A 21,584-nucleotide genomic window follows, 5' to 3' on the forward strand; every position below is an offset into this window, starting at 1 on the left:
CGAAAGAAGGGATTGAGGCACCCTTCACGCCTCCCAATCCCACCACGGAACCGTGCCGTGGAGGAATCGTAATCGAGACCTCTCAAACTCTTCAACATCATCTTCTTCGTCATCCTCGGTGTCGCCGCCGAAGTGCTTCTCGCGTAATTCATCTAGTTCTTCTGGAGTCATGCTTGAATCACCCTGTTACCATCCACACCTTCCACATCACGGAGGTCTCCCTGCTCTCGTAGATACTCAATATCCGACTCTACCGTGTCATCATCAGCTTCAATCTCGTCTACAACCAACTTCACCGCCGCCCCCGGCGTCTCTGTCTCCTTGGTCAATTGCTCGACCTTCTGTACCACATCTTGGCGTCTCTGGCGTGTCTCACGGGATTCACCGCCAACTGCATCGATGTCGAAATTCCCCTTCGAATCTGTTGCTGTCTGGCTAAGCGACACCGACATCAGACGAATAGCTCGTAGTGCATCATCTACCGTTGCCTCATCTCGAAGGTTGAGTCTCGCACTGGCCTCCGTGAGACGCTGGAGAGCTTGGAGCTTACGCGAGTCAATCGGAACAATCGTCTCATCCCCCTTCTCACGTAGTCCACTCCAATATTCTACCAGAGCGTCCTTAGCGTCGGTTGTGAGTTTTGGCGCGAAATTCTGACGTGCGTAGGCGAGGTACTTTTGAACAAACTTCTGGTCAATAATATCGCCACCGTCGGTCGCTACTTCCTCAGCACCAGATAGGATGTGGTTCGCTATCGCTTCATCGTGCTCACCGGGCGTATCACGGACGGCGAAAACCAAGTCGAATCGACTTACAAGGTCAGGTTCAAACTGAATTTGCTCGCCCATCGGCTCGTACGAATCAAACCGTTTGTCGCGTGGGTTCGCCCCCGCAATAACCGTCGTGTCTGCAGGTAGTGTTGTCGAGATGGAAGCCTTATCCACCGAAACCTGCTGGTCGCTAAGAGGTTCATTTAGAGCCTCAAGGTCGTCAGTCCCCATCTTATCAAGTTCGTCCAACACAGCAACACCATCAGTCGCCGCAGAGAGTGTACCACGCTTTACAGCCCACTCCTTGTGCTCCATGTGCTCGACCTTCTCGACCGTGGCCGTTACACCGACGCCCGACATACCCTTACCTGACGCGTACCGACTCTTCGGAGCAATCTTAGCTACCGATTTCAATATTTTCGATTTTCCTACGGAGGGGTCTCCGACGATAAGCAGGTGACTGTCATCTCGGACAGAATCACCGCCAACATTCTTCTCCACGCCACCCGCCAGAGAAAGCATCGCACCCTCCTTGATATCGTCTCTATCTGCGATACTCGGAGCAATCGCATTCGAGAGTTGTCCTATAACATCATCCTGCTCTCTCTCAAATTCCTGAATTTCTTGCGCGTCTTCTTCAGTCACTTCAACCGATTCGAAATCGTCCTTCTCAGATTGGAGACCGACAGCCTGAATCCAGATGTTCCTATCCATATCCTCAGACTGGTCAATCCGCACAATCCCAGCCACCTTCACGCGTTCGCCGGCATCAACTTCGTTAACGAGGTCAGAACCAACCAAATCAGCCAGTACACCTTGCTCATTATCACCATCTCTATTTTCTGGAATATCGACGAGAGTAAGCCTCTGGCTGTCGATTAAGAGAGGTTCTTCACCACCACTCGCAGACTCGATATCATCTATGTGAGTGAGCCGACTTGAGCCGCAACTTGGGCACTCATCAGTAGTTTCAATTTCACGAATCGCCCAGTGCTGTCGGAGCGTACTACGCCACTTACAGTCGTCATCATCACAGACGACCATCGTGGCCGCCGTTCGTGGACGGTCAGCAGTCTGACTATCTACAATCCCATCCAGCACGACGAGAGTTCCGAGGTCTCTATGGCTCAGCCCTTCTATCGTCCTGCCAGCATACCCATCTGAATACTCTGATAATCGGAGTACGCAGTCAGCATCAAAGAACCGTTCAAACGCGACAGTTGCCGATTTTAACATCTTGTTCGGATACTGCCGAAGTGAGTCAACGAATTCTTCATCGATTCCACGAAGCGTGTTGAGGCGTAATGTGACTACTTTGTAGCCACTCGCTTCCTCAATCTGGAACCACCGACCACCTTCATCTAAGTACTCCTCAAAGTTTGCTACAGCATCCGAGATTATACCCGAATCAGGATACAGCACTTCATCGCTCGGATAATCGGGATTATGAGAGAGCCAAACATCGTCCGTCATAGGCTATCACCCGCACGCTCACGGACTTCTTCAGCGACTTCATCCACCTCCATGTCACTGATAGCCGCAATCTCGTGGTACTTGTTCTCGGGCTCTGTTCCTCGATATTCAAGGAATTCCACGGCCTCCTGAATCTTGTCTTCAACCTCTGCTTCCGTCTCCTGCACATCATCAAGTTTCTCTCGAATCAAGCGACGGCGCTGTCGGAGATTATCTCGTTCGTCTTCTAGATGGGCCAACTCAGCCTTAACCGACTCAATACGGTTCTCAACTGTTTCCAATTCATCCTCGACATCAGCAAGCTCAGCTTCAAGTTCGGTAGATGATTCACCACCGTATGCGACCGACTTTACGAACTCTCGAATCGCTTCAGACCGATTCTCAAACTGTGCATCAAACGCGTCCAGTGCTTCCTCATCTACTCGGAAGGAGATTAATTTCTTCTCGTTACTATCAACAGACTTATTTGTCTGCGTTCCGTTGTTTTCATTAGGGTTCTTGTCTTTCATTTTTATCACCGATTAGTCGTCTAGGTACTCGATTACCGACTTATCCACCAAATGCCGCAGAGATGGATTCGCTGGGTCATTTTCTTGCCTTTCCTCCAACCGTTTGAGGACTTCTTCGGAAATCCTCACTTGTCTTGTTGACATACTGTACCACTATGTTGACATTCTACCACTAAAGGTGTTGGGAGGGTGATAAGACTAACAGAAATACAGTAAAAGAACGCCGTAGGCGAGTTAGGGTATTTGCGTATGATTCAGCGATAGACCCAGTTCGGCTCCAGAAAATAACCCTACCCCCTTTCACCTGTATTATATATACAATAGCATTTTGTATTACTGGTCGCTTGTTGGTGGTCTGTTGTATTACTACTCCAATTGTATTACAAAAGCCAATTTTATATATAATACAAAGGGAAACGGAGGGGTGTTTTCTGAGAGGGTATGCCAGACCAAAATCGGCGGTTTGTTTGTTCGGTCTCGTTGCTTGTCCGTTGGCTCGTGTGAGGGATTGCCTTTGGAGATGCGTCGGCGTCGTTGTAGCCACCACTACGCCGATGAGAGGAGGCGTTGTACACCTGAGTGCGTATCCTATTCTTCGTTAGTAATTGCTATCCTGCTCTCTGTCTCTTCAGCTTCTCCCTCGTCAAGTAAGGCTTCGAGCGCGGTTTTGGCCTGTTCTTCGCTAACCCCGTATTTCCGTGCGGCTTTCCAGATTTTTTCTCTGGTACAGGCTTCACCAGTTCGTTCGTTGAGGGAGTTGATTATATCCCGCAAGTGTTCTTGGACTTCTTCACTGGTTTCGACCCAAGTGAGTTCAATATCATCCGGGAGATTGGCGGTCGGGTCTTTGAGCAGGTCTATATGTCTTTCAACTTCACCTCGGCTAAGTCCCGTATCCGTTAGGCCGTGGTCTTGCGAGATTCGCCCTCTAATTACTTCGAACTCTGTTCGGTCTTCGGTCTCAGCGACGATGACAGCAATACCGTCTGAGATGCCATAGGCACGGACATTTTCGGGGTCTGCGTATTGGCTAACATCAATTGCTTTTTCCTCGTTCTTTGAAATCGTCCGAGTTGGTAAGCCAAATACCGCGGTGTACGGCGTGGGACGTAGCTCAATTACTGTTTTGAGGATATCGAGGAGAGTGATGCTGGCGGGGACAAAATGCGCATTAAAATACTTGAACTGCCCATGTGACCACCTATTACGGAGGTTTGGCCCTCGCCCTTCCGTGTAATTAGTTTCTAAGTAGAGGCGATATTCAGATTCAAGGTCGCCTTCGAGGTACCTGAGTAAGCCTCCGAATGACCGTTGCTGGGTGCCATCGGGCTTGAGAGCAGAGATTGACTGTCCCATCTGGTCTAAGGTGTCGATGATAGCACCTTCGAAGTGAGGTATCGAGATAGCAAGTGATTCTACATAATTCTCCTCGTAGAGGTTTATCACTGCGTCTGTGAGGAATGCTTGCGTGTGGGGCGTTAGTGGAGCTATATCTAGGAGGGTATAGAAGTCGTGTTCGCGGATAGTATTTGATTCGATTAGACGGTAGAGTGCTCCTGCAACGATGTTGTTTGATTTGGCGATTTCCCGGACATATCCTCGCGGTATTCGCTTATCGTCTTCATCAGCTTCTCGCATCGCCGGGTTTGTTCCAATTTTGTGACCCTCAGGACTGGTGAATTCAGTGGAGAATATTTGAGGTACAGCTAACCCTTGTTCAGTTTTTACTGATTCTTCGTAGCTGGGGATATACCAGTCCGAGCAGAGGAGACAGTAAAGGGCGTAAGTAGGGTGACCCCCCATCTCAATAGTCTCGTTAACCCACTCTGCAATTGCCTCTGATTTCGATTGAGAATCTTCGATAACCGCTTTGTGCAGTTCGTCATCAACCTCCATCGATGTCATCTCTTCTTCTACACCAGTCCGCCGGGCTTCCAGTGCCTCTCGTTTCCATTCCTCTGTCTTTTCATCACTCAAAAACTCGGCACATCGTGTGAGACCTTGTTCGAGGACACTCGCTTTGACAAGCTGGCTTCGCTTTCCTTTAAATTCAGCTTCCTCTTCAAACGATGCAATAAGCCGTTCTCGTTCTCCCTCCACCCCTTCGCTGATGTTGTCTTTGAGTAGAATCTGGAGTGAGAGAAAGGTTCGTTCGTCCATTAAGCGATTGTCGTCTCGTTCCTTTTCTGCGACATCCGCGCAAAGGGATATCCAGTCCTCAATTTGAGCTTCAGAGATGGAATTTGCGTTCTCATCTACTAACTCAATTATTGGGCGAATCTGGTGTGTTAGTACATCACAGTAATAAGTATCGAGAAATTCGAGCGTATCTTGCAGTTCGTCTTCGGGGTCGTGACCTGATAGACCCGCCTTCAGCTTTGATTTACGATAATATTGGACTGTGATGAGGCGGTACCATTCTGCTTCAAAAGCAATCTCTATGTGTTCATCCAGCAGGGTAAGAGCTTCTCGGGCTTTCTCGAAGTCTTGTTCTGTATGCCACTTCTTGAGTGCTTCAACGAGTTCTAAAAGTGGGAAGTAGTCCACATTCTCTACTTCCTCTCGTTGGTAGGGGTTCAGGTCGGCTCCTTCCTCTAGTGTCTCGAAAATGTTCTTCAGTCGATGGGCCAGTGAGATGTCTTTTTCTGGGTCTCGTTGCGCCCGTTCCAATTCCTCGTCAATCATTATGTACCTATATTGCAGGAGGATATTTCAAACACGGCGTCAATTCTGAGGGAGGTCGTCCACTGTCAGAGTAGTCTCCTCGATTGTTTGTTGGCTTCGAGGAATTGCCTTTGGAGGTGCGCTGGCGTTGTTGTAACCCTATGATGCCGAGGAGAGTGGGAGAGAGAAGCTATTCAGGCAGTTGCACTCGCGTTAAATATTGTCGAAGAATTCTCGACGCTGTTCCATCTTCTCTGCGTCCGTCATTTGGTCATAGTGCTTCTCAAGGACATCGGCGGAGACATCGCTTCGGTCTCCGACTTGCTCCGTGCTCGCTCCTTCCCGGAGGAAGTGTGTGATGCTACTGCGTCGGATGTCGTGTGGGGCGACGCTGGAGGGACACTTATGGTATGCACTATGGTTTTCGGTGGCTTCACAGTTATTGGGGTCTCGGTCGTGAGGACAGTCTCCGGTGTAACAGGGTGCAGTGAGTTCGTAGATGTATTTTTGGATGGTTTGACCGTGCATCCTACCGTATTGAGAGGCAATCAAGGGCTTCCTCCCGAATTCGTCTTCAACCTCGGGGCGTTGGTCAGTAATCCAGTCGTTGATGACGGTGGCCACGCTGTCGTTGATGGCGATGGGGCGCTCTCCTTCGTTTCCGTTTTTGAGGGGTGTGCCTGTGTCGGGTCGGTGTTTGATTTGGATGTAGCGGTCGTCGGGATTCCAGTCTTCGACATCCACGGATAGGAGCGTTCCGCGGCGGATGCTGGTGTGCCAGAGGAGTTCAAAGACGGTGTGTTTGACGCTTGCGTAGGAGTATTTGCGGAGGTGTTCGAGGATTTCTCGGGCTCTGTCGGCGTTGATGTGTCGTGTTTTTGCTCCGTCTCCTTTCTGCACTTCGGGGGATTGGACTTTATCGGGTAGCTCGGGGTGAACAGCGTCGATATCCTTGCAGAACCTGAGGAAGACGCGTAGTGTGTCCATGTAGGATTTGGCGGTGACAGGCTTGACATCCTCGGCGCGGTGGATTTTGTATCGCTTGAGGTCTCGCCCAGTCAGGTCGTTGATGTTGGTAATGTTGTTCTCTTCTGCCCAAGACACGAAGTATTCGAGTCGATTGTTGTGGGCTCGGTGGGTCTGTTTGCTAACTTCGCCGCGGCGGTCTTCGAGGTAGAATTCTTTGGCGGTTCGGGGTTCGATGGGTTCCAGTTTGGGTTCCGTCATCTGTTGGTAATGTTCTGATGGTCGGAACCGTGGGCGAGACCCTGCCTTCCAGTGTTTTGGTCAAGGTTTTTCCTACGGAGACGCCGCGAGGCGTCGAAGTAGGAGTGAAAACCTTGGGGTTCCAAATCCCGGCCGGTGCATTTCTCTACGTTCTACACCGAATAGAGCGACGACTTCCGTCTTCCTCCGCGAATCCACGCCCTACCGGAAGTCCAAACTGCCGTCTCTCCGTTTCCAGACGAGGACGCCAGCGCCGACGACACAGAGGCCCAGAAAACTGAGCCAGTAGAACCCGAGTCGTTCCAACAGCGGCTTGCGCACTCTCAGCGTCATCTTGTCGGCCAGTATGTCCCGTTGGTCGGTGCTGATCGCCATGTACGGATCGTTGAAGATCTGGGCCTCCGCGTTGAACTTCGTCGTTCTGGGGTTGAAGCCGCCATCTGCGACCATCGTCTCCCCGTCGAGGGTGACGTTCGCGGCGACCGTCTCGTCGGCAGAGAGGTCGAAGTTGAACGTCGCGAGTTCACCCTTCAGCCGGTAGTTCGTTCTTCCGATCAGCTTCAGCCGGCCCCTGAGGTGGTTGTCACTCGGATTATGGAGTATTACCCGCAACCGGGTCTCGCCCGTCTCGGAGATGACATCGTCGGCCAGTTCGTACCGGAGCAGGAGCGGCGGGCCGACGTCGTAGTCGTACTCCCGCCCGTAGCCGTCGGGGTCGTCGGTCACCGTTCCGTACTCGATTGTGTACTCCTCGCTGACTGTCTGCCCCGCGGGAAGCGCCTGTATCGCGGCGCCGTAGGTGACTGCCAGAAACACCACGCCGAGGACGAGTGCGACGGATATCGCCATCGCGACTGGATCGACCTCTTCACCGCCGGTCGACTGCGACGACGTCGACGAGGAACTCCGCCCACCGACGCCGTGGCCGTGGATGTCCTCGTGGCAGGACTTACAGACGGTCGTGAGGTTGCTGTAGCGGTGTGAGCCACCCTCCGAAATCGGCGTCTGGTGGTGTGCGTGTAGCTCCGCGTCCCCGCGTCGCCCGCCGCGCGCGCCGCAGCGCTGACAGCGATGGTTGTCCCGACTGTAGACGTTCTTCCGCCGGGTGTCCCAGTCTGAGGGGTACCGATCGCCCATCTACCGAGGAGTGGACGCGTTTCGGATACATAAATCACCGTATAGCGACGGGGTGAGGCGGTCTCCGACCGACCGAGACCGCCGCGGCTGTGTGGCACCCCTGCCACTATCCGACTCTCTCACGTACCCACAGCCATAATCCGCCGAGTGCTCCGTCGGCTGGCCGAAAACGCCCCGACTGACGGCGAACGGGTGTACGAGATACATCCCGACGACCTCGAACCCGACGAGGACTAGTCCCGGGCGCGCTCACGTCGCCGCTCCAGCAGTTCTCGCACGCCCTGCCCGGGCCCACCCTCGACGGGCCAGCCTTTCGTCCGCCACTGCGGTGGTTCCGGTTCGAACGAGCCACAGCGGCTGCCACACTCCGCCTCGTTCTGACAGCGCCCTTTCGCGCCACAGACCGGGACCAACCCCCGACTTACGCGTTCGACATCGAACCACCGGCAGTCCGGCCGGGTTGTTTCGGTGAACGAGCGCCAGCCCTTGCCGTAGGCGCGCTCGGCGATCAGGCGTCGACGGCGTGCCTTCTCGTCGCTGTCGAAGCGCTCGCCGCCGGCCGCGGGGTCGAGCGTCGACGGCAGCCAGTCGACCGTCGCCGCGTCGGCGTCGACGCCGAGGCCGTCCTCGCCCTCGAAGTCGAACGTCAGCACGCCCGCTTCAACGGGGAACTGTCGCAGCAGCGCTGGCTCGATGCTCTCTCCTGTTCGCCCGGTCGCCAGCCACACCTCGTCAGCGAGCGCCGTCTCCACGTCGTGTTCCAGTTGGTCCGAGAGCGCCGCGGCGGCGCTGGCGTCGAGGTCGGGCTTGTTCTCGATGGCGACGATCCGGCGCACCCAGTCGGGATAGGGTCGCTTCCGGCGAATCTCGATCCGGTTGCCGTTCTTGCGCTTGTCGACCAGCCCCCGGGCGGCACCGCGGTGGATCGCCTCCCGGACGTAGCGCCACGGGTAGCCCGGATCCGGCAGCGCGTCGCGGTAGTACGCCCACTCTCTGGGCGCGTGCCTGACGAGCGGCAGTAGGTCGCCGTCGATGGTTCGGTCGCCGAATTCTCGCCGCGCGGCGAGTCCCTCCGGATCGCACTCGATGACGATGGTGTCCCAGCGGCGCTGCTGGGTACCGAGTTGGCGCGAGACGATCACTTGGGCCGGAGAATGGGCGCTGCCGGCGGTGCCAGCGGCGTCGCTTCCCTCGGTGTCGCTTCCGTCGACGCCGCTCGCGTCGTCGCCAGGCGGCCAGCCCAGTTCCGCCCAGCGACAGACCAGTAGCTCGAACGTGAACTCCGAATCGATAGCTGGGGCGGGCACGGCCTACGCCGGCGTGCCGACGTACCCCTCGCCGTCGGCCTCCTTCACGTCTTCGAGGTAGTCGTGGGCGTCCTCGAGAATCTCGCGGGGGCCGTCCTGCGTGATGGTGTTGAGCGCCTGCTCGTAGTCGCGCCACTGCATGTCCCGGTGCTCCGAGGAGAGTTCGGCGCTGGCCTCGAACGAGCGGGCGATGAACAGGTGGACCGTCTTGTGGATGGTCTTCCCGTTGGCCTCGAACACGTAGTCGTACTCCTTGCGGAAGCCGTCGATGAGTCTGAAGTCCTCGATACCGGCTTCCTCCGTCACTTCTCTGATCGCGGTCTGCTGGAGCTCCTCTTCCCCCTCGACCCCGCCCTTGGGAAACTCCCAGTCCCCGGGTCGGCTCTTCAGGAGTAAGTACTCCCGTTCGCCGCGGGTATCGCGGAAGAGGATGGCTCCAGCGGACGTCGCTTCGACCGTCATTGCATTCGGGTAAGCGTCGTGCTCTTAAATTGGCTTCGGTGGGATAGAACGAGGTCATCGACCCCTCCGAGCGCGCACGCCGGTAGATGCGCTTTTCACCTTCGAACCCGATCTCCGAGTATGACCTTCGTGACGACGCTCACATTCCGGAGCGGGGACCGGGCCGTCCTCGACGACACGGTCACGGGCCTCAAAGACCAAGTCGAACGCAAAGGTGCCGAGTGTAAGGGTCCCCACCAGGAACAGCCAGAACACCACGCCGTCCCGCTGTACAGCCAGTGTCAGCCGGGCGAGCAGTTCGACGCCTGGAACTACACGGTCTACACCCGTTGGCTGGAGATTCACGGCTCCGACCACATCGCGCGGGAAGTCGTCGCGACCGACCTCCCGGATCAGATCCACGTCGAGGTGGACGTGCAGCGTCGCGCGACGCAGGCCTACCGCTAGTCGGGCACTCTCGTTTCTCCTACCGCGCGTCAAAAAACGGTGAGCGGCGCCTTAGAGCAGTTCGGCCGTGCCCGTCGACTCGCCGGCGTCGAACTCGGTGACGCGGATGCGCACTTCGCTGTCGGCGACCACGTCGGTCTCGGGCAGTCGGAGGATCGTGTCGCCGATCCGGACCAGCGCGTCGTCGCCGTCGCGGCCCGTGACGATCACGTCGAGTTCATCGCCCGCTTCGTACTGCGGCGTCGCCGACCGGAAACTCGCTCCCTCGAAGAAGGCGTCGAAGCGGCTCATACGCGACTCACCTCCTTGCTCTCGCGGTCACTAATGTACTCCAGGCCGAAGCCAGTCAGCGCGGCGATGAGGAACACCGCCACCAGGAACCAGCCGTGGAACACGTACGGGAACACCGCGGCGGGGTTCACGACCATCTCGGCGGTGAACCAACTGTACTCGCCGGGCAGCGTCTGCATCGCGGAGTAGCCCGCGAGCACGCCGCCGCCCCACGGGAAGATGTACCCCAGCGCCGACGTGTTGGCGTCGAGGATGTTGGCGCGGCGGTAGCCGTTGATGTTGAAGCGTCGACCCAGCGTCCGGATGTACGGCGCGATGGCGATCTCGGCGGCGGTGTTGATCGTGACCATCGCGTTGACCGCGGCGGTCCCGAGCACCATCGTCACCTCAGCACGGCGCACGGAGGTGGCGACCGTCTCGAGCAGCCACGTCTGAAGCGCCTCGAAGCCGCCGCCCTGACGCATGATCTGTGCGCCGGCGACGATCAGCAGCGTCAGCACGATCAGCGGGAAGAAACCGACCGCGCCCGTATAGAGGCTGCCGCCGATCCCGGCCTCGGCGGCCGGCACAGTCTCGACGAACGCGCCGACCACCGGCGTACTCGCGAACGTCGCCGCGAGGTCGGAGCTCTCGGGTGCGGCGAACACGAGCACGTCGCTGACGCCGACGTCGACGAGATCGAAGAAGCCCAGCAGGACGTTCAGCACGAACGCGGTGCCCAGCCCCCACGAGACCGCCTCGACGATGTGGCGGCCGTTTATCGCGGTGGCGATGACGATGGCGACCGGGATCAGGTGGAGCAGCCCCCACGCCGCGCCGGCGCCGCCGCCGGTGCCCGAGATCGGACTCGAGGTAGGCAGGATCGTCCCGGCGAGCAGGTAGGCACCGAACGCCGGAACCGCGGCGACGACGGCGTACTTGATCCGCGAGGCGACGACGCCGCCGATGTCGGCGTCCTGTGTCACCGCGCTCACGATGGTGGTGTCCGAGACGGGCGCGAGGTTGTCCCCGAACACGGCGCCCGAGAGGATGGCCCCGAACAGCAGGATCGGGTTCGTCCCGAGCACCAGCCCCGCCGGGAACACCAGCGTCACGAAGGCGATTGTCGTCCCGTAGCCGGTGCCGATACCCGTCGCGAGCAGGGCCGCGAGCAGGAACGTCACGGCCGGGAACAGTGCCGCCCCGACGCTCGCGGCGTTGGCTGCCCAGACCAGGCCGTCGACGAAGCCGCCGACCTGAATCGTGTTCGCGAACATCCCCGCCCAGAGCCAGGCGACGGCGGCCGTCGCGGCCACTTCCTGGGTCATTCCCTCGAAGATGGCGTCGGCGTAGGCCTTCCAGTTGCCCCGGACGAGGGGGAGGCCGGCAATGAGTCCGACCAGCATCCCGACGACGAGGCCGGAAGTATCACCGATGCCTAGTATGCCCGATTGGAACACCGCCCAGATGATGAAGACGGTGATCGGAACGGCGCTGGCGGCCGGCCCGCCGCGGAACTCCAGTCCCGTCCCGCCTGTTGAATCGCTCGTTGGTTCCTCAACCATGGCCACTGCTGGCGGGGGGACTGTGATAAAACTGCGCCTCCCAGCGCGGGCGGAACGAACGACTGCCGCCACGCCGAGGTTTAAGCCGTCGCCAGCCCTCCTCCCCGCTGTGCACGTAGACGCCGACGCTCTGACTGATTTCCGCCGCGATCTCCACCAGCACCCCGAACCCGCGTGGTGTGAGTTCTACACCACCGCCCGCATCGTCGAGGAACTCCGTGCCCGCGACGTGGACGAACTCCACGTCGGCCCGGACGCACTGGAGGAGTCCGACGAGGAACGCATGTCCCTGCCCGATCAGGCCACCCGCGACGAGTGGCGCCAGCGCGCCGAAGCCGCGGGCGCCGACCCGGATCTGGTCGAACGCCTCGACGGCGGCAACACCGGCGCCGTCGCCGTCGTCGAACAGGGCGAGGGCCCGACGGTCGGCCTCCGGGTCGACATCGACGGCCTACCGATCCGCGAGGCCGACGCCGACGACCACGTCCCCGCCGCCGAGGGGTTCCGCTCCGAGAACGAGGGGTACATGCACGCCTGCGGCCACGACGCCCACGCGACGCTCGGCCTCGGCGTGCTCGACGCGGTGCGCCATAGCGACTTCTCGGGCACGCTGAAGGTGTTCTTCCAGCCAGCCGAGGAGCGCGTCGCCGGCGGCGGCCCGATGTCCCGATCCGGCCTGCTGGACGACGTGGGGTACCTCTACGCGGTCCACATCGGCCTCGATCACCCGACCGGCGAGATCGTCGCCGGGATGGGCGGCTTCCTCGCGGTCTCGGGCTTCGAGGTCGAGTTCGAGGGCTCGCCCGCCCACGCGGGCGCCCATCCGGAGCAGGGCGACAACGCGATTCAGGCGATGGCTGAGGCCATCTCCAGCATGTACGCCGCCCCGCGCCACGCTGACGGCCCGACCCGGGTCAACGCCGGCGTCGTCGAGGGCGGCACAGCGTCGAACATCGTCGCCGAACACGCCGCCATGGAGTGTGAGGTGCGCGGCGCGACCACGGAACTGATGGAGTACATGTGGGAGGAGACTGGCCGCGTCGTCGACGCTGCTGCGGATATGCACGATGTCGAGGCTGAGCGCTCCCTGAACTCCCGAGCGCCCTCCGCGGAGAGCGACGAGACACTCTCGGCGGTCGTCGCCGACGTGGCCGAGAACGTCGAAGGGGTAGAGTCCGTTCTCGATCACGACGACCTCGGCGGCAGCGAGGACGCCACCTACCTGATGAACCGCGTGCAGGAGCAGGGTGGGAAAGCCTGCTACGTCGGCCTCGGCACGGACCACCCCGGCGGCCACCACACCTCGGAGTTCGACGTGGACGAGGAGTCGCTGGTCATCGGCGTCGAGACGCTCGCTGGTGCGATTGCGGATATCGGCAAGGATCGGGCCTGAGGGCGCCGCGGCATCGCTCGTCGGTTCAGCGTGAACGCGGTTCTAACTCGCTCTCGTGGTTGTGTTCAGATAAGCTGGTTCCATGCGAAGGTCGCAGCCACTCATCAGCAGTTACGCGACTTGCGTTCTGAAACAGCTTGAGAAACAGGTAGTGCTGAATTTTACCTCACGAAAGACACGTTCAGCGCTACTCCAACTGTCGTATTTCTTGTATTTGCAACCGGGGCCGTGACGAGAGCAGGCGTCTTGGATCGGTGCAGCGCCATCAACGGGAAATACGGCGTCGTCGATGCCGTGTTTCTCGCGTAGTTCGGTGAAGAACACGTGAGCAAAAGCGGTTCCACGCAGCGGGCAATAGGGACGCTCTCCGGGTGGTGGGTGAGGAACTTTGTAAGCCGGTTCTTGTCGTGGCCGCGGTCGTCGTCGACGAAGCAGTCGAACGGCTCAAACGGGGGTTCACCCCCCACATCTTGACACGGGTCCGAGCCGGTGAGTCCCTCGATAAGATCGTCCGACATCAGTCCCAGCGCGAGGAGATCCGGCCGCGGACGTGACCGTGTGCGGCGTAGTGGACGTGGCACTCCAGACAGACGCCGGCTTCCTCGAGCACGGAGCGGCGCGGGTTGATGCACCGCTCTTGGCAACGGTCGCAGCCGTACTCAACGAGATCAGCGTCGAGGTCAGTGGTGAGCGTGCCGCGAATCTGGTCGCGGATCAGTTCCTCGAGCGAGCGGCTGGAGGCTGAGGAACGATCAAGCGACAAGACGACCACCTCCTACGTTTGCGAACGTGATCTCCCGACGCGCGGAGGGCGCGTTCCGAACCGTGTTGGTATCAGAATATATCGGATTCTGAGAGAACCGAATTCCGTCGAAAACACTGCAGAGAAGCGAGTTATCTCCCGAACCCAGTTGTAACTGGTTCGGGTTTATTCCAAGTGGGCGCTGCAGGATTTGAACCCGCGACAGCTTGGTCCGAAGCCAAGTACTCTGTCCAGGCTGAGCTAAGCGCCCTGTACTAGTTCGTATCGCCGAGTCGCACTTAAGCCCCTCGGTTCCTCATCGTGGTTCCGTCCGACGGCGGCGTCCCCGACCCGCTTTTAGAGTCAGCGATCAGCCAGATCGGTTCCCGCCGCGTTGACATCGGCGTCGACGCGTCGAGGGTCATCTGGTAATCACAAAGAATAATAGCGCGTCAAGGTATTCTCCACCCGTCCAATGACTCCTGGGCCGAAAGCGTATCGCGCGACTGTAGGATCCCGTCTCCCCCGCCCCTACGTCGCGTGATGTACGACCTCCATCCACATCTCGACGCGGAGGTCGAGCCTGGGACCAACATCCTGCTGACGGGCCCCCCGCTCGCCGGAAAGCGCGCGCTCTGTCTCGACCTGCTGGCGTCGGGAACCGAGAACGGCGAGGGCTCCATCATCGTCACCACCAAAGACAGCGGCGACCGCATGCTGAAGCAGTTCGCCAAGCGAACCGGCTACGAGGGCCGGCCCGTCGCCGTCGTCGACTGCGTCACCAAACAGCAGGGCGATGAAGTCCCCGAGCGCAACCGGGTGAAGTACGCCTCCTCGCCGGTGGACATGACCGGGATCGGGATCCAACTCTCCGAGTTCCTGCAGGCGTTCTACCAGGACCGGAACATCGCCCAGAACCGCGTGATGCTCCACTCGCTGACGACGCTGCTGATGTACTCGGATCTCCAGACGGTGTTCCGGTTCCTCCACGTGTTCACCGGCCGCGTCCAGAGCGTCGACGGCCTGGGGGTCTACTGTATCGACTCGTCGGCCCACGACGAGCAGACGCTCAACACCCTCAAACAGCTGTTCGACGGCGTCGTCGAACTCGACGAGGAGGGCGTCACGTCGGTCCGACTCGCCGACTCCTGAGCCGACCACTTTTGCCCGCGGCGTCCCACCGTCCAGCCATGCCCATCACCGACGACGACGGCCTCCGCAGTCTCCTCGACGCAGACACCATCGCGGTCGTCGGCTGCTCGACGACCGAGGGGAAGGCGGCCCACGACGTGCCGAAGTATCTCCAGGAGCACGGCTACCAGATCATCCCGATCAACCCCTTCGCCGACGCGATCCTCGGCGAGACGGCGTACGACTCGCTGGCCGACGTGGAGACGGATATCGACCTCGTCGACGTGTTCCGTCCCAGCGAGGAGACCCCGGGCGTCGTCGAGAACGTGATCGCGCGCCACGAGGCCCGCGGCGATGCGGGCGCGGTCTGGCTCCAGTTAGGGATCGAGAGCGACGAGGCCGCCGAACTGGCCGAAGACGCAGGACTCGACTTCGTGCAGGATCGCTGTATCAAGATCGAACACGACCGGCTGGTGGCGTAAGCGGCAGTAGAAATCAGGTCGCAGACCGTCGCAGTCCAGCTATTCGACGTGCGCGATGGCATCCTCGACCACCGTCTTCGCGGCCGCCGAGAGCGTCTCTACGTCGTCGCTCTCGGCGTAGATCCGGAGATACGGCTCCGTCCCGCTCGGGCGAACCAGGGTCCACGAAGCGTCGGGGAGCTCCAGCCGAACCCCGTACTCGTCGTCGACGCTGGCCTCCGGGAACCGTTCGGGGAGCGTCTCAGTCAGGCGCGCCATCGCGTCGACCTTCGCGTCATCAGGACAGGGAACACTCACCTTGCGGTAGGGTCGCTCCCGGATCGGCTGGCGGCGCTCGGAAAGCGATATCTCGGCGGCGAGGCGAGCCAGCACGGCCGCGGAGGCGACGCCGTCGATCCAGCCGCCGAAGCGGGTGTGGACGTGCTTCCAGGGCTCGGCGGCGAAGGCAACGTCGGCGCCGCCTTCACGGGCGTCGGCGATGCCGTCGTGGAGGTAGCCCAGCGCGACGCGCTCGACGCGGCCGCCCGCAGCGCGGACACGCTCGTCGATGCGCGCGGAGGCGTTGGGCGTCGTCACGATGGCCGGGTCCTCCGAGTCGGCCGCCGAGACGTACTCCTCGGCCAGCATCGCGAGCACGGTGTCCTCGTGGACCACCTCGCCGTCGCCCGTGAGCACGACGATGCGGTCGGCGTCGCCGTCGTGGGCGATGCCGAGGTCGAAGTCGCCGTCCTGCAGGAAGCGGATGCAGTCACCGAGTGTGTCCCCTGTGGGCTTGCTCCCGCGACCCGGGAAGTGCCCGTCGACGTTGCCGTTGAGCGTGACGACGTGTGCGCCCAGTTCCCGGAGCACCTGCGGCGTCGCGAGCGACGCCATCCCGTTGCCACAGTCGACGACGACCCGGAGGCCGTCGAGGTCGGCGTCACCAGAACGCGAAGCGTTCTGGTTGGCTTCCGAATCGCTGCGCGATTCGGGACCGCCGAACTGCTCGGCGTACTCGACGACGGCGTCGCGGTAGTTCTGGAGCACGCTGGCGCTCTCGCGGTCGCCCCACTCGTCCCACACGGTGGGTTTGACACCGTCGGCGATGCGGCCCTCGATCCGGGCCTCGGACTCGCCGCCGTACTCCTCGCCGTCCACGAACAGTTTGATCCCGTTGTCCTCAGGAGGGTTGTGCGAGGCCGTGATGGCGACGCCGTAGCGACCCTGGCTTGCGTACGCGAGCGCGGGCGTCGGCGCTTGCCCCACCTCGACCACGTCGGCGCCGGCCGAGGCCAGCCCCGACGCCATCGCGTCGACGAGCGCCTGGCCCGTCTCGCGGCCGTCGCGGGCCACCACGAACTCGACATCGCCGTCCTCGGCTTCCTCGCGGGCGTCGGCGGCGGCCGCCTGCCCCACGCGCAGGGCGAGCGACGGCGTCACCGTCTCCCGGGCGTCGCCGCGAATACCGGCGGTTCCGAACAGGTCCATACGCTACCGGTCGGTACGGGGCTACTTTGCCTGCCCGGTTCGGGTCGCCGCCGACGCCGCGCTTAAGTTGCGCTCAGCCGACCGAACCGACATGAGCGAGGAGTACGTCAGGGCGCGCGTCCACGTCGCTGGAAAGGTGCAGGGCGTCGCCTACCGGGCCAACACCGAGGAGACGGCCAAGCGCCGCGGGGTGAACGGCTGGGTCCGGAACATGGAGGACGGCCGCGTCGAGGCTGTCTTCGAGGGCAGTCCCCGGACCGTCGAGTCGATGATCGGCTGGTGTCACACCGGCAGCCCCCACGCCGAGGTAGAGTCAGTCGACGTCGAGTACGAGGAGCCACGCAGCGCAGATGGCTTCCACGTGCGCTGGTCCGGCTGATTCTGAGGCCACGGCGGTGGGGCGTCCGCGGAGGCACCCAGTTCGCCGCAGTCGGAACGATTTAACCATGCGGGTGCAACGCACACCCTGATGCGACACGCACGCTTCCGAGACCCGAGTGGCGCGGTACGGCGCGGCGAGTGGCACGGTGACAGCGTCTCCTTCGCGGGCGAGACGTACGACCTCGAGGAGGTCGATCTGCTCGCGCCGACTGAACCGAACAAACTCGTCTGTGTCGGGCGCAACTACGTCGCCCACGCCGAGGAGCACGACACCGACGTTCCTGACCGGCCGCTACTCTTCCTGAAGCCACCGAACACCGTCGCCGGCCATGGCGACACCGTCACGCTCCCGACCGGGAAGGAACAGGTCGAGTGGGAGGCCGAACTCGGCGTCATCATCGAGAAACAGGCCAAACACGTCGACGCCGCGGACGCGATGGAGTACGTCGCGGGCTACACCTGCGTCGACGACGTGTCGAACCGCGACGACCAGCGCAGCGAGTCCCAGTGGGTCCGCGGGAAGGCGTTCGACGGCGCCGCCCCGGTCGGCCCCTGCATCGCCGACCCGGAGCACGTCCCCGAGGACGCGACGATCCAGACGCGCGTGAACGGCGAGGTCCAGCAGGACGCCACCATCGACCAGATGGTGTTCGACGTGCCCACGCTGATCGAGGAGATCACGACCTACATGACGCTGGAACCGGGCGACGTGGTCGCGACAGGCACGCCCGAGGGCGTCGGTCCGTTCGACGACGGCGACACCGTCGAGATCGAGGTCGAGGGCGTCGGCGTGCTCGAACACGAGGTGCGACAGGATTGAGCCGGCGAGAAGCGGGAGGTCGCCGATGATCGTCCGCGTCTGGCACGGCTGGACGGCCCCGGAGGACGCCGACGCCTACGAGGCGTTCCTCACCGACGAGGCGGATGGCCTGCTCGCGACGATGTCGGGCGAGGGGTATCTGGGCTACGACCTGCTCCGCCGGGCGGCCGGCGATGAGGTGGAGTTCGTGACCCAGATCCGCTTTGCTGACTACGGCGCCGTCGCCGAGTTCGCCGGCGAGAACTACGAGGAGGCCCACATCCCTGCGACGGCACGCGAACTGCTCAGTCGCTGGGAGGACGAAGCCGTCCACTACGAACAGCGGGCGAGCGACCGCGTCTGAGGAGGAGGCGCGCGTCGTGGCGGTCGGCGCCTACCGACCGTACGTGAACTTCCGGACTGCGGCGTTCAGCCGCGAGGTCACGTTGCCCATCCACGCGACGGGGGAAACACGCCGGACTTGGGACTCGTCGACCTCGATTCGTTCGTCGCCGAACGGGTCCCGCGGCCCGTCCTCACTGTCGGCGTTGACCGCGTCGACGACGGTGGTCATCGAACAGCGTCCGCACGCCTCGGTCGGCCCCTCGTCGGACATGGCCGAGCGTTAGTGGTCCACGTGCATAGTTCTCACGGCGCGCACGCGACGGGCTTTTACCGGTCGTGTGGCATCTACGGGCATGGACCTGCGAACCGCCCGCCCGAGGAGCGACCATGAGTGACGCCGCGGGCGACGAGGGCGAGCGCGCGCCCGAGGAGCTACCGGCGGAGATCCGCGAGGCGGTCCCGACCTGGGACGACGAGTACTTCGACCGGGTCAGCGACCGCCTGATGTACAGCTACGACCTCGAACGGGACTACACGGTCGACGGCAAGCGCTTCGACCTCTACGGCGAGTACCGGATGCGTCGCCAGAAGCAGTTCTTCCATCCGGCGCTCTCCTACGGCGACCACGAGACCGAAGAACACCTGTTCGCCCGCCGGATCGACCGGCCGACCCCCCGCGAACTGGAGTCGCTCGTCGATCTGGGCCACGGCCTCGCCGAGGACTGGATCGTCCCGAGCGAGGAACATTTCGAGACGGTGTTCACGTTCATCGTCGTCGCCGACGAGATCCCCGAGGAGGTGGCGTCGTTCGTCGAGGGGTTCCGGGAGCGCGAACTGCTGAAGTTCGGCTACTACGGCCACTACGAGATCAATCTCGTCGTCGTCGCCCCCAACGCCGAGCACGCCGTCGCCAGTCAGGAGGCCGACGTGGCCGACGCCTTCGCGCTGTGGGGTGAGATCGAGCAGGAACGGGAAGGGCTGCTCTCGCGGTTCGCGAAGCGTTTCTGGCAGTAGTCGTTCGAACGGAGGAAAGGACCGTGGGGGACCAGGGTACGGCTGGTCAGTCGTCGGACGGTTCCGCTGCCGGCTGTCCGCCGCCGCCGCGGACGGTGCTGATGTTCTCGTAGCCGATCTTCACGAGCGACAGCGCAAGATAGATCAACACGAGCGCGAGCACGATCCGGACCGAGGCCGAGATCTGTGCGCCGAGCCCGCTCGCCCCGCCCATGATCAGCTGATCGTAGAGCTGCTCTTTGAACGCGACCCACGAGAGCCCGAGCACGGTGATGGAGACCATCAGCGCCATCGGGATGCCGGTGCTAACGAGCTGTTTGGAGTCGTCCCAGTTGGCGAGCCAGACCGTCGCGGTCAGCAGCGCCAGCGCCGCGAGGAGCTGGTTCGCGCCGCCGAACAGCGTCCACAGCGTCGCCCACTCGCCGGAGATCACGAGCACGTAGCCGATCCCACACTGGATGATCGGGTTGGTGTAGCGCCCGCGAGCGAACGAGGTGAAGTCACCGGAGAGCCCGGTGTCGGTGCCGCTACCGGGCGTACCGATGATCTCCTCCATCATATAGCGACCCAGCCGGGCCGCGGTGTCCGTCGACGTGAGCAGGAAGCTCACGAGCACCAGCGCCATGAACGGCGCGCCGTAGGCGGCCGGGATGCCGAGGCTGGTCAGGATCACGCCGCCGCCCGACGCGAAGTTGGGCAGCGCGCCGCCGATGCCGCCGCCCGCGGCGTCGGACGCGAAGCCGGCGACCGCGAGCGTCGACAGCGCCACGGAGGCCAGCAGGCCCTCGCCGAGCATGCCGCCGTAGCCGATCAGGCGGGCGTCACTCTCCTGGTTCAGCTGTTTGGCGGTCGTCCCCGAGGAGACCAGCGAGTGGAACCCGCTGATCGTCCCACACGCGATGGTCACGAACAGCATCGGGAACAGTGGGAACGGGGCTCGGCTCTCGACGCCGAGGAACCCTTCGAACGCGGCGATGCTGCTGTCGACCACCAGCGGTTCGGCGGACGTGCTGAACACCGTGCCGACGATGATGGCGACCAGCGCGCCGCCGACGCCCGCGTACAGCAGGAACGACGACAGGTAGTCACGCGGCTGGAGCAGCGTCCAGACCGGGAGTGCGCTCGCGACCGCCGCGTAGATCAGGATCACCGGGATCCAGCCCGCGACGTTCGGCGTCAGGATGGCACTCGACTCCATCACGGCACCGGGCAGCCACGCGCCGTCGCCGAGGAAGCCAAGCAGGATGATCGTCCCCTCCGGGTACGTTCCGGCCTCGATGGCCGGGAACAGCGCCACGGGGTTGTTGATCCCGAACCAGACGCCGCCGAACACGCCCGCGACGAACACGATGGTCCCGGGGATGAACGGGGCATCGAGCTGGTAGAGGTACACCCCGAACGCGACGGCGAGTGCGATGTAGACGAAACTCGCGGTCGCCGCCGACGGGAACGCGTTCAGCACGATACCGACGACGAGTGCGAACACCGCGACGACGAGGATGATGGTGAGGAACGCGAACCACAGCAGGAGGTTCTTCCCTCGCTCCCCGACGTACTCGCCGATGATGTAGCCGATGGACTTCCCCTCGTGTCGCATCGACCCCGACAGCGAGACGAAGTCGTGGACGGCACCCATCAGTGGGTTGCCGATGGCGATCCAGGCGAGGGCGGGTGCCCACCCCCAGATGGCGCCGGCGGTGATGGGGCCCACGATGGGCGCACCGCCCGCGATGCTCGAGAAATGGTGTCCGAGTAACACTGGTTTCTTGGACGGGACGTACTCCTGGCCGTCTTCGTACTTGTGGGCCGGCGTGTCACGTTCGTCGTCGAGATCGACGAACTGCGAGAGGTATTTCGAGTAACCGACGTACCCCACGGAGAACGTGATAAACACCGCCGCCACGATCCAGATGATTTGTGTCATTCTGTAACGTACCTTCGTGATAGAGATTGTCGTGGGTCACTTAACTATTGGGGGTTTGAATCACCCGAAGGGATC

General features: G+C 61.5%; 23 protein-coding genes and 1 tRNA gene. 8 read left to right on the plus strand and 16 right to left on the minus strand.

Annotated features, from left to right (window positions below; all coding sequences use genetic code 11):
• Positions 1-24: 24 nt before the first annotated feature.
• The 8 genes from J2753_RS06205 to J2753_RS06240 all read right to left on the minus strand — a co-directional run bounded on the left by J2753_RS06205 (position 25) and on the right by J2753_RS06240 (position 9,549).
• Positions 25-171: a hypothetical protein gene (locus J2753_RS06205; protein WP_209491057.1), complete on the minus strand. Its 147-nt coding sequence runs from the start codon at positions 169-171 to the stop codon at positions 25-27.
• The gene (locus J2753_RS06210) at positions 168-2,243 is read right to left on the minus strand and encodes an ATP-binding protein (protein WP_209491058.1); all 2,076 of its coding nucleotides are present in this window, start codon (positions 2,241-2,243) and stop codon (positions 168-170) included. Before J2753_RS06210 ends, J2753_RS06205 begins: the two co-directional genes overlap by 4 nt.
• Positions 2,240-2,752 carry a hypothetical protein gene (locus J2753_RS06215; protein ID WP_209491059.1) on the minus strand — a complete coding sequence of 171 codons (513 nt, stop codon included), beginning with the start codon at positions 2,750-2,752 and terminating at the stop codon, positions 2,240-2,242. Before J2753_RS06215 ends, J2753_RS06210 begins: the two co-directional genes overlap by 4 nt.
• Before the next feature lie 588 nt (positions 2,753-3,340).
• A complete protein-coding gene (locus tag J2753_RS06220; protein ID WP_209491060.1) occupies positions 3,341-5,437 on the minus strand; it encodes a hypothetical protein in 2,097 nt (698 codons plus the stop codon).
• A 192-nt stretch (positions 5,438-5,629) separates the two neighbouring features.
• On the minus strand, positions 5,630-6,643 hold the full coding sequence (locus J2753_RS06225) for a tyrosine-type recombinase/integrase (RefSeq protein WP_209491061.1): 1,014 nt from the start codon (positions 6,641-6,643) through the stop codon (positions 5,630-5,632).
• A 201-nt stretch (positions 6,644-6,844) separates the two neighbouring features.
• Positions 6,845-7,780 carry an HNH endonuclease gene (locus J2753_RS06230; protein ID WP_209491062.1) on the minus strand — a complete coding sequence of 312 codons (936 nt, stop codon included), beginning with the start codon at positions 7,778-7,780 and terminating at the stop codon, positions 6,845-6,847.
• A 233-nt stretch (positions 7,781-8,013) separates the two neighbouring features.
• Positions 8,014-9,087, minus strand: a complete 1,074-nt coding sequence (locus J2753_RS06235) for a DUF5787 family protein (protein ID WP_209491063.1) — start codon at positions 9,085-9,087, stop codon at positions 8,014-8,016.
• A gap of 3 nt (positions 9,088-9,090) precedes the next feature.
• Positions 9,091-9,549, minus strand: coding sequence for a bis(5'-nucleosyl)-tetraphosphatase (locus J2753_RS06240; RefSeq protein WP_209491064.1), 459 nt, complete (start codon positions 9,547-9,549; stop codon positions 9,091-9,093).
• Positions 9,550-9,669: 120 nt separating this feature from the next.
• Between J2753_RS06240 and J2753_RS06245 the strand changes: the two genes are divergently transcribed.
• Entirely contained in the window at positions 9,670-9,996 is a 327-nt protein-coding gene (locus tag J2753_RS06245) for an uS10/mL48 family ribosomal protein (protein ID WP_209491065.1), read from the plus strand.
• Between the two features lie 51 nt (positions 9,997-10,047).
• Here the strand turns inward: J2753_RS06245 and J2753_RS06250 are convergent, their stop codons facing one another.
• Both J2753_RS06250 and J2753_RS06255 read right to left on the minus strand, forming a co-directional pair.
• Positions 10,048-10,287: a DUF7513 family protein gene (locus J2753_RS06250; RefSeq protein WP_209491066.1), complete on the minus strand. Its 240-nt coding sequence runs from the start codon at positions 10,285-10,287 to the stop codon at positions 10,048-10,050.
• Positions 10,284-11,831 carry a Na+/H+ antiporter NhaC family protein gene (locus tag J2753_RS06255; protein ID WP_209491067.1) on the minus strand — a complete coding sequence of 516 codons (1,548 nt, stop codon included), beginning with the start codon at positions 11,829-11,831 and terminating at the stop codon, positions 10,284-10,286. Before J2753_RS06255 ends, J2753_RS06250 begins: the two co-directional genes overlap by 4 nt.
• Before the next feature lie 109 nt (positions 11,832-11,940).
• Between J2753_RS06255 and J2753_RS06260 the strand changes: the two genes are divergently transcribed.
• A complete protein-coding gene (locus J2753_RS06260) occupies positions 11,941-13,224 on the plus strand; it encodes an amidohydrolase (protein WP_321168786.1) in 1,284 nt (427 codons plus the stop codon).
• Positions 13,225-13,385: 161 nt separating this feature from the next.
• Here J2753_RS06260 and J2753_RS14735 read toward each other — a convergent pair whose 3' ends face one another.
• The 3 genes from J2753_RS14735 to J2753_RS06275 form a co-directional block, all read right to left on the minus strand.
• A complete protein-coding gene (locus J2753_RS14735; protein WP_209491069.1) occupies positions 13,386-13,742 on the minus strand; it encodes a hypothetical protein in 357 nt (118 codons plus the stop codon).
• Positions 13,742-13,987: a hypothetical protein gene (locus J2753_RS06270; RefSeq protein WP_209491070.1), complete on the minus strand. Its 246-nt coding sequence runs from the start codon at positions 13,985-13,987 to the stop codon at positions 13,742-13,744. The genes J2753_RS14735 and J2753_RS06270 overlap by 1 nt, the downstream gene beginning before the upstream one ends.
• A gap of 175 nt (positions 13,988-14,162) precedes the next feature.
• A tRNA-Arg gene (locus J2753_RS06275) sits at positions 14,163-14,237 on the minus strand.
• Positions 14,238-14,509: 272 nt separating this feature from the next.
• Here J2753_RS06275 and J2753_RS06280 point away from each other — a divergent pair.
• Both J2753_RS06280 and J2753_RS06285 read left to right on the plus strand, forming a co-directional pair.
• Entirely contained in the window at positions 14,510-15,118 is a 609-nt protein-coding gene (locus J2753_RS06280; RefSeq protein ID WP_209491071.1) for an RAD55 family ATPase, read from the plus strand.
• Between the two features lie 38 nt (positions 15,119-15,156).
• The gene (locus J2753_RS06285) at positions 15,157-15,579 is read left to right on the plus strand and encodes a CoA-binding protein (protein ID WP_209491072.1); all 423 of its coding nucleotides are present in this window, start codon (positions 15,157-15,159) and stop codon (positions 15,577-15,579) included.
• 39 nt (positions 15,580-15,618) lie between these two features.
• Here J2753_RS06285 and J2753_RS06290 read toward each other — a convergent pair whose 3' ends face one another.
• Positions 15,619-17,046, minus strand: a complete 1,428-nt coding sequence (locus J2753_RS06290) for a phosphomannomutase (RefSeq protein ID WP_209491073.1) — start codon at positions 17,044-17,046, stop codon at positions 15,619-15,621.
• 91 nt (positions 17,047-17,137) lie between these two features.
• Between J2753_RS06290 and J2753_RS06295 the strand changes: the two genes are divergently transcribed.
• The 3 genes from J2753_RS06295 to J2753_RS06305 all read left to right on the plus strand — a co-directional run bounded on the left by J2753_RS06295 (position 17,138) and on the right by J2753_RS06305 (position 18,590).
• Complete coding sequence (locus J2753_RS06295) at positions 17,138-17,425, plus strand: acylphosphatase (protein ID WP_209491074.1); 288 nt, start codon at positions 17,138-17,140, stop codon at positions 17,423-17,425.
• Between the two features lie 90 nt (positions 17,426-17,515).
• Complete coding sequence (locus J2753_RS06300; RefSeq protein WP_209491075.1) at positions 17,516-18,247, plus strand: fumarylacetoacetate hydrolase family protein; 732 nt, start codon at positions 17,516-17,518, stop codon at positions 18,245-18,247.
• A 25-nt stretch (positions 18,248-18,272) separates the two neighbouring features.
• Positions 18,273-18,590, plus strand: a complete 318-nt coding sequence (locus J2753_RS06305; protein ID WP_209491076.1) for an antibiotic biosynthesis monooxygenase — start codon at positions 18,273-18,275, stop codon at positions 18,588-18,590.
• Positions 18,591-18,620: 30 nt separating this feature from the next.
• Here the strand turns inward: J2753_RS06305 and J2753_RS06310 are convergent, their stop codons facing one another.
• Positions 18,621-18,842: a hypothetical protein gene (locus tag J2753_RS06310; protein WP_209491077.1), complete on the minus strand. Its 222-nt coding sequence runs from the start codon at positions 18,840-18,842 to the stop codon at positions 18,621-18,623.
• A gap of 116 nt (positions 18,843-18,958) precedes the next feature.
• Between J2753_RS06310 and J2753_RS06315 the strand changes: the two genes are divergently transcribed.
• Positions 18,959-19,585, plus strand: a complete 627-nt coding sequence (locus J2753_RS06315) for a hypothetical protein (RefSeq protein WP_209491078.1) — start codon at positions 18,959-18,961, stop codon at positions 19,583-19,585.
• Between the two features lie 46 nt (positions 19,586-19,631).
• Here J2753_RS06315 and J2753_RS06320 read toward each other — a convergent pair whose 3' ends face one another.
• Positions 19,632-21,509, minus strand: coding sequence for a carbon starvation CstA family protein (locus tag J2753_RS06320; protein WP_209491079.1), 1,878 nt, complete (start codon positions 21,507-21,509; stop codon positions 19,632-19,634).
• Between the last annotated feature and the right edge of the window lie 75 nt (positions 21,510-21,584).

The sequence above is a fragment of the Halolamina salifodinae genome, assembly GCF_017874235.1.
Classification (GTDB): Archaea; Halobacteriota; Halobacteria; order Halobacteriales; family Haloferacaceae; genus Halolamina; species Halolamina salifodinae.

What these genes read in the sequence shown, in the direction of transcription:
- J2753_RS06205 (WP_209491057.1), bottom strand. Translation starts at nt 171, where the DNA reads ATGACTCCAGAAGAACTAGATGAATTACGCGAGAAGCACTTCGGCGGC.
- J2753_RS06210 (WP_209491058.1), bottom strand. Translation starts at nt 2,243, where the DNA reads ATGACGGACGATGTTTGGCTCTCTCATAATCCCGATTATCCGAGCGAT.
- J2753_RS06215 (WP_209491059.1), bottom strand. Translation starts at nt 2,752, where the DNA reads ATGAAAGACAAGAACCCTAATGAAAACAACGGAACGCAGACAAATAAG.
- J2753_RS06220 (WP_209491060.1), bottom strand. Translation starts at nt 5,437, where the DNA reads ATGATTGACGAGGAATTGGAACGGGCGCAACGAGACCCAGAAAAAGAC.
- J2753_RS06225 (WP_209491061.1), bottom strand. Translation starts at nt 6,643, where the DNA reads ATGACGGAACCCAAACTGGAACCCATCGAACCCCGAACCGCCAAAGAA.
- J2753_RS06230 (WP_209491062.1), bottom strand. Translation starts at nt 7,780, where the DNA reads ATGGGCGATCGGTACCCCTCAGACTGGGACACCCGGCGGAAGAACGTC.
- J2753_RS06240 (WP_209491064.1), bottom strand. Translation starts at nt 9,549, where the DNA reads ATGACGGTCGAAGCGACGTCCGCTGGAGCCATCCTCTTCCGCGATACC.
- J2753_RS06245 (WP_209491065.1), top strand. Translation starts at nt 9,670, where the DNA reads ATGACCTTCGTGACGACGCTCACATTCCGGAGCGGGGACCGGGCCGTC.
- J2753_RS06250 (WP_209491066.1), bottom strand. Translation starts at nt 10,287, where the DNA reads ATGAGCCGCTTCGACGCCTTCTTCGAGGGAGCGAGTTTCCGGTCGGCG.
- J2753_RS06255 (WP_209491067.1), bottom strand. Translation starts at nt 11,831, where the DNA reads ATGGTTGAGGAACCAACGAGCGATTCAACAGGCGGGACGGGACTGGAG.
- J2753_RS14735 (WP_209491069.1), bottom strand. Translation starts at nt 13,742, where the DNA reads ATGTCGGACGATCTTATCGAGGGACTCACCGGCTCGGACCCGTGTCAA.
- J2753_RS06280 (WP_209491071.1), top strand. Translation starts at nt 14,510, where the DNA reads ATGTACGACCTCCATCCACATCTCGACGCGGAGGTCGAGCCTGGGACC.
- J2753_RS06285 (WP_209491072.1), top strand. Translation starts at nt 15,157, where the DNA reads ATGCCCATCACCGACGACGACGGCCTCCGCAGTCTCCTCGACGCAGAC.
- J2753_RS06290 (WP_209491073.1), bottom strand. Translation starts at nt 17,046, where the DNA reads ATGGACCTGTTCGGAACCGCCGGTATTCGCGGCGACGCCCGGGAGACG.
- J2753_RS06295 (WP_209491074.1), top strand. Translation starts at nt 17,138, where the DNA reads ATGAGCGAGGAGTACGTCAGGGCGCGCGTCCACGTCGCTGGAAAGGTG.
- J2753_RS06300 (WP_209491075.1), top strand. Translation starts at nt 17,516, where the DNA reads ATGCGACACGCACGCTTCCGAGACCCGAGTGGCGCGGTACGGCGCGGC.
- J2753_RS06305 (WP_209491076.1), top strand. Translation starts at nt 18,273, where the DNA reads ATGATCGTCCGCGTCTGGCACGGCTGGACGGCCCCGGAGGACGCCGAC.
- J2753_RS06310 (WP_209491077.1), bottom strand. Translation starts at nt 18,842, where the DNA reads ATGTCCGACGAGGGGCCGACCGAGGCGTGCGGACGCTGTTCGATGACC.
- J2753_RS06315 (WP_209491078.1), top strand. Translation starts at nt 18,959, where the DNA reads ATGAGTGACGCCGCGGGCGACGAGGGCGAGCGCGCGCCCGAGGAGCTA.
- J2753_RS06320 (WP_209491079.1), bottom strand. Translation starts at nt 21,509, where the DNA reads ATGACACAAATCATCTGGATCGTGGCGGCGGTGTTTATCACGTTCTCC.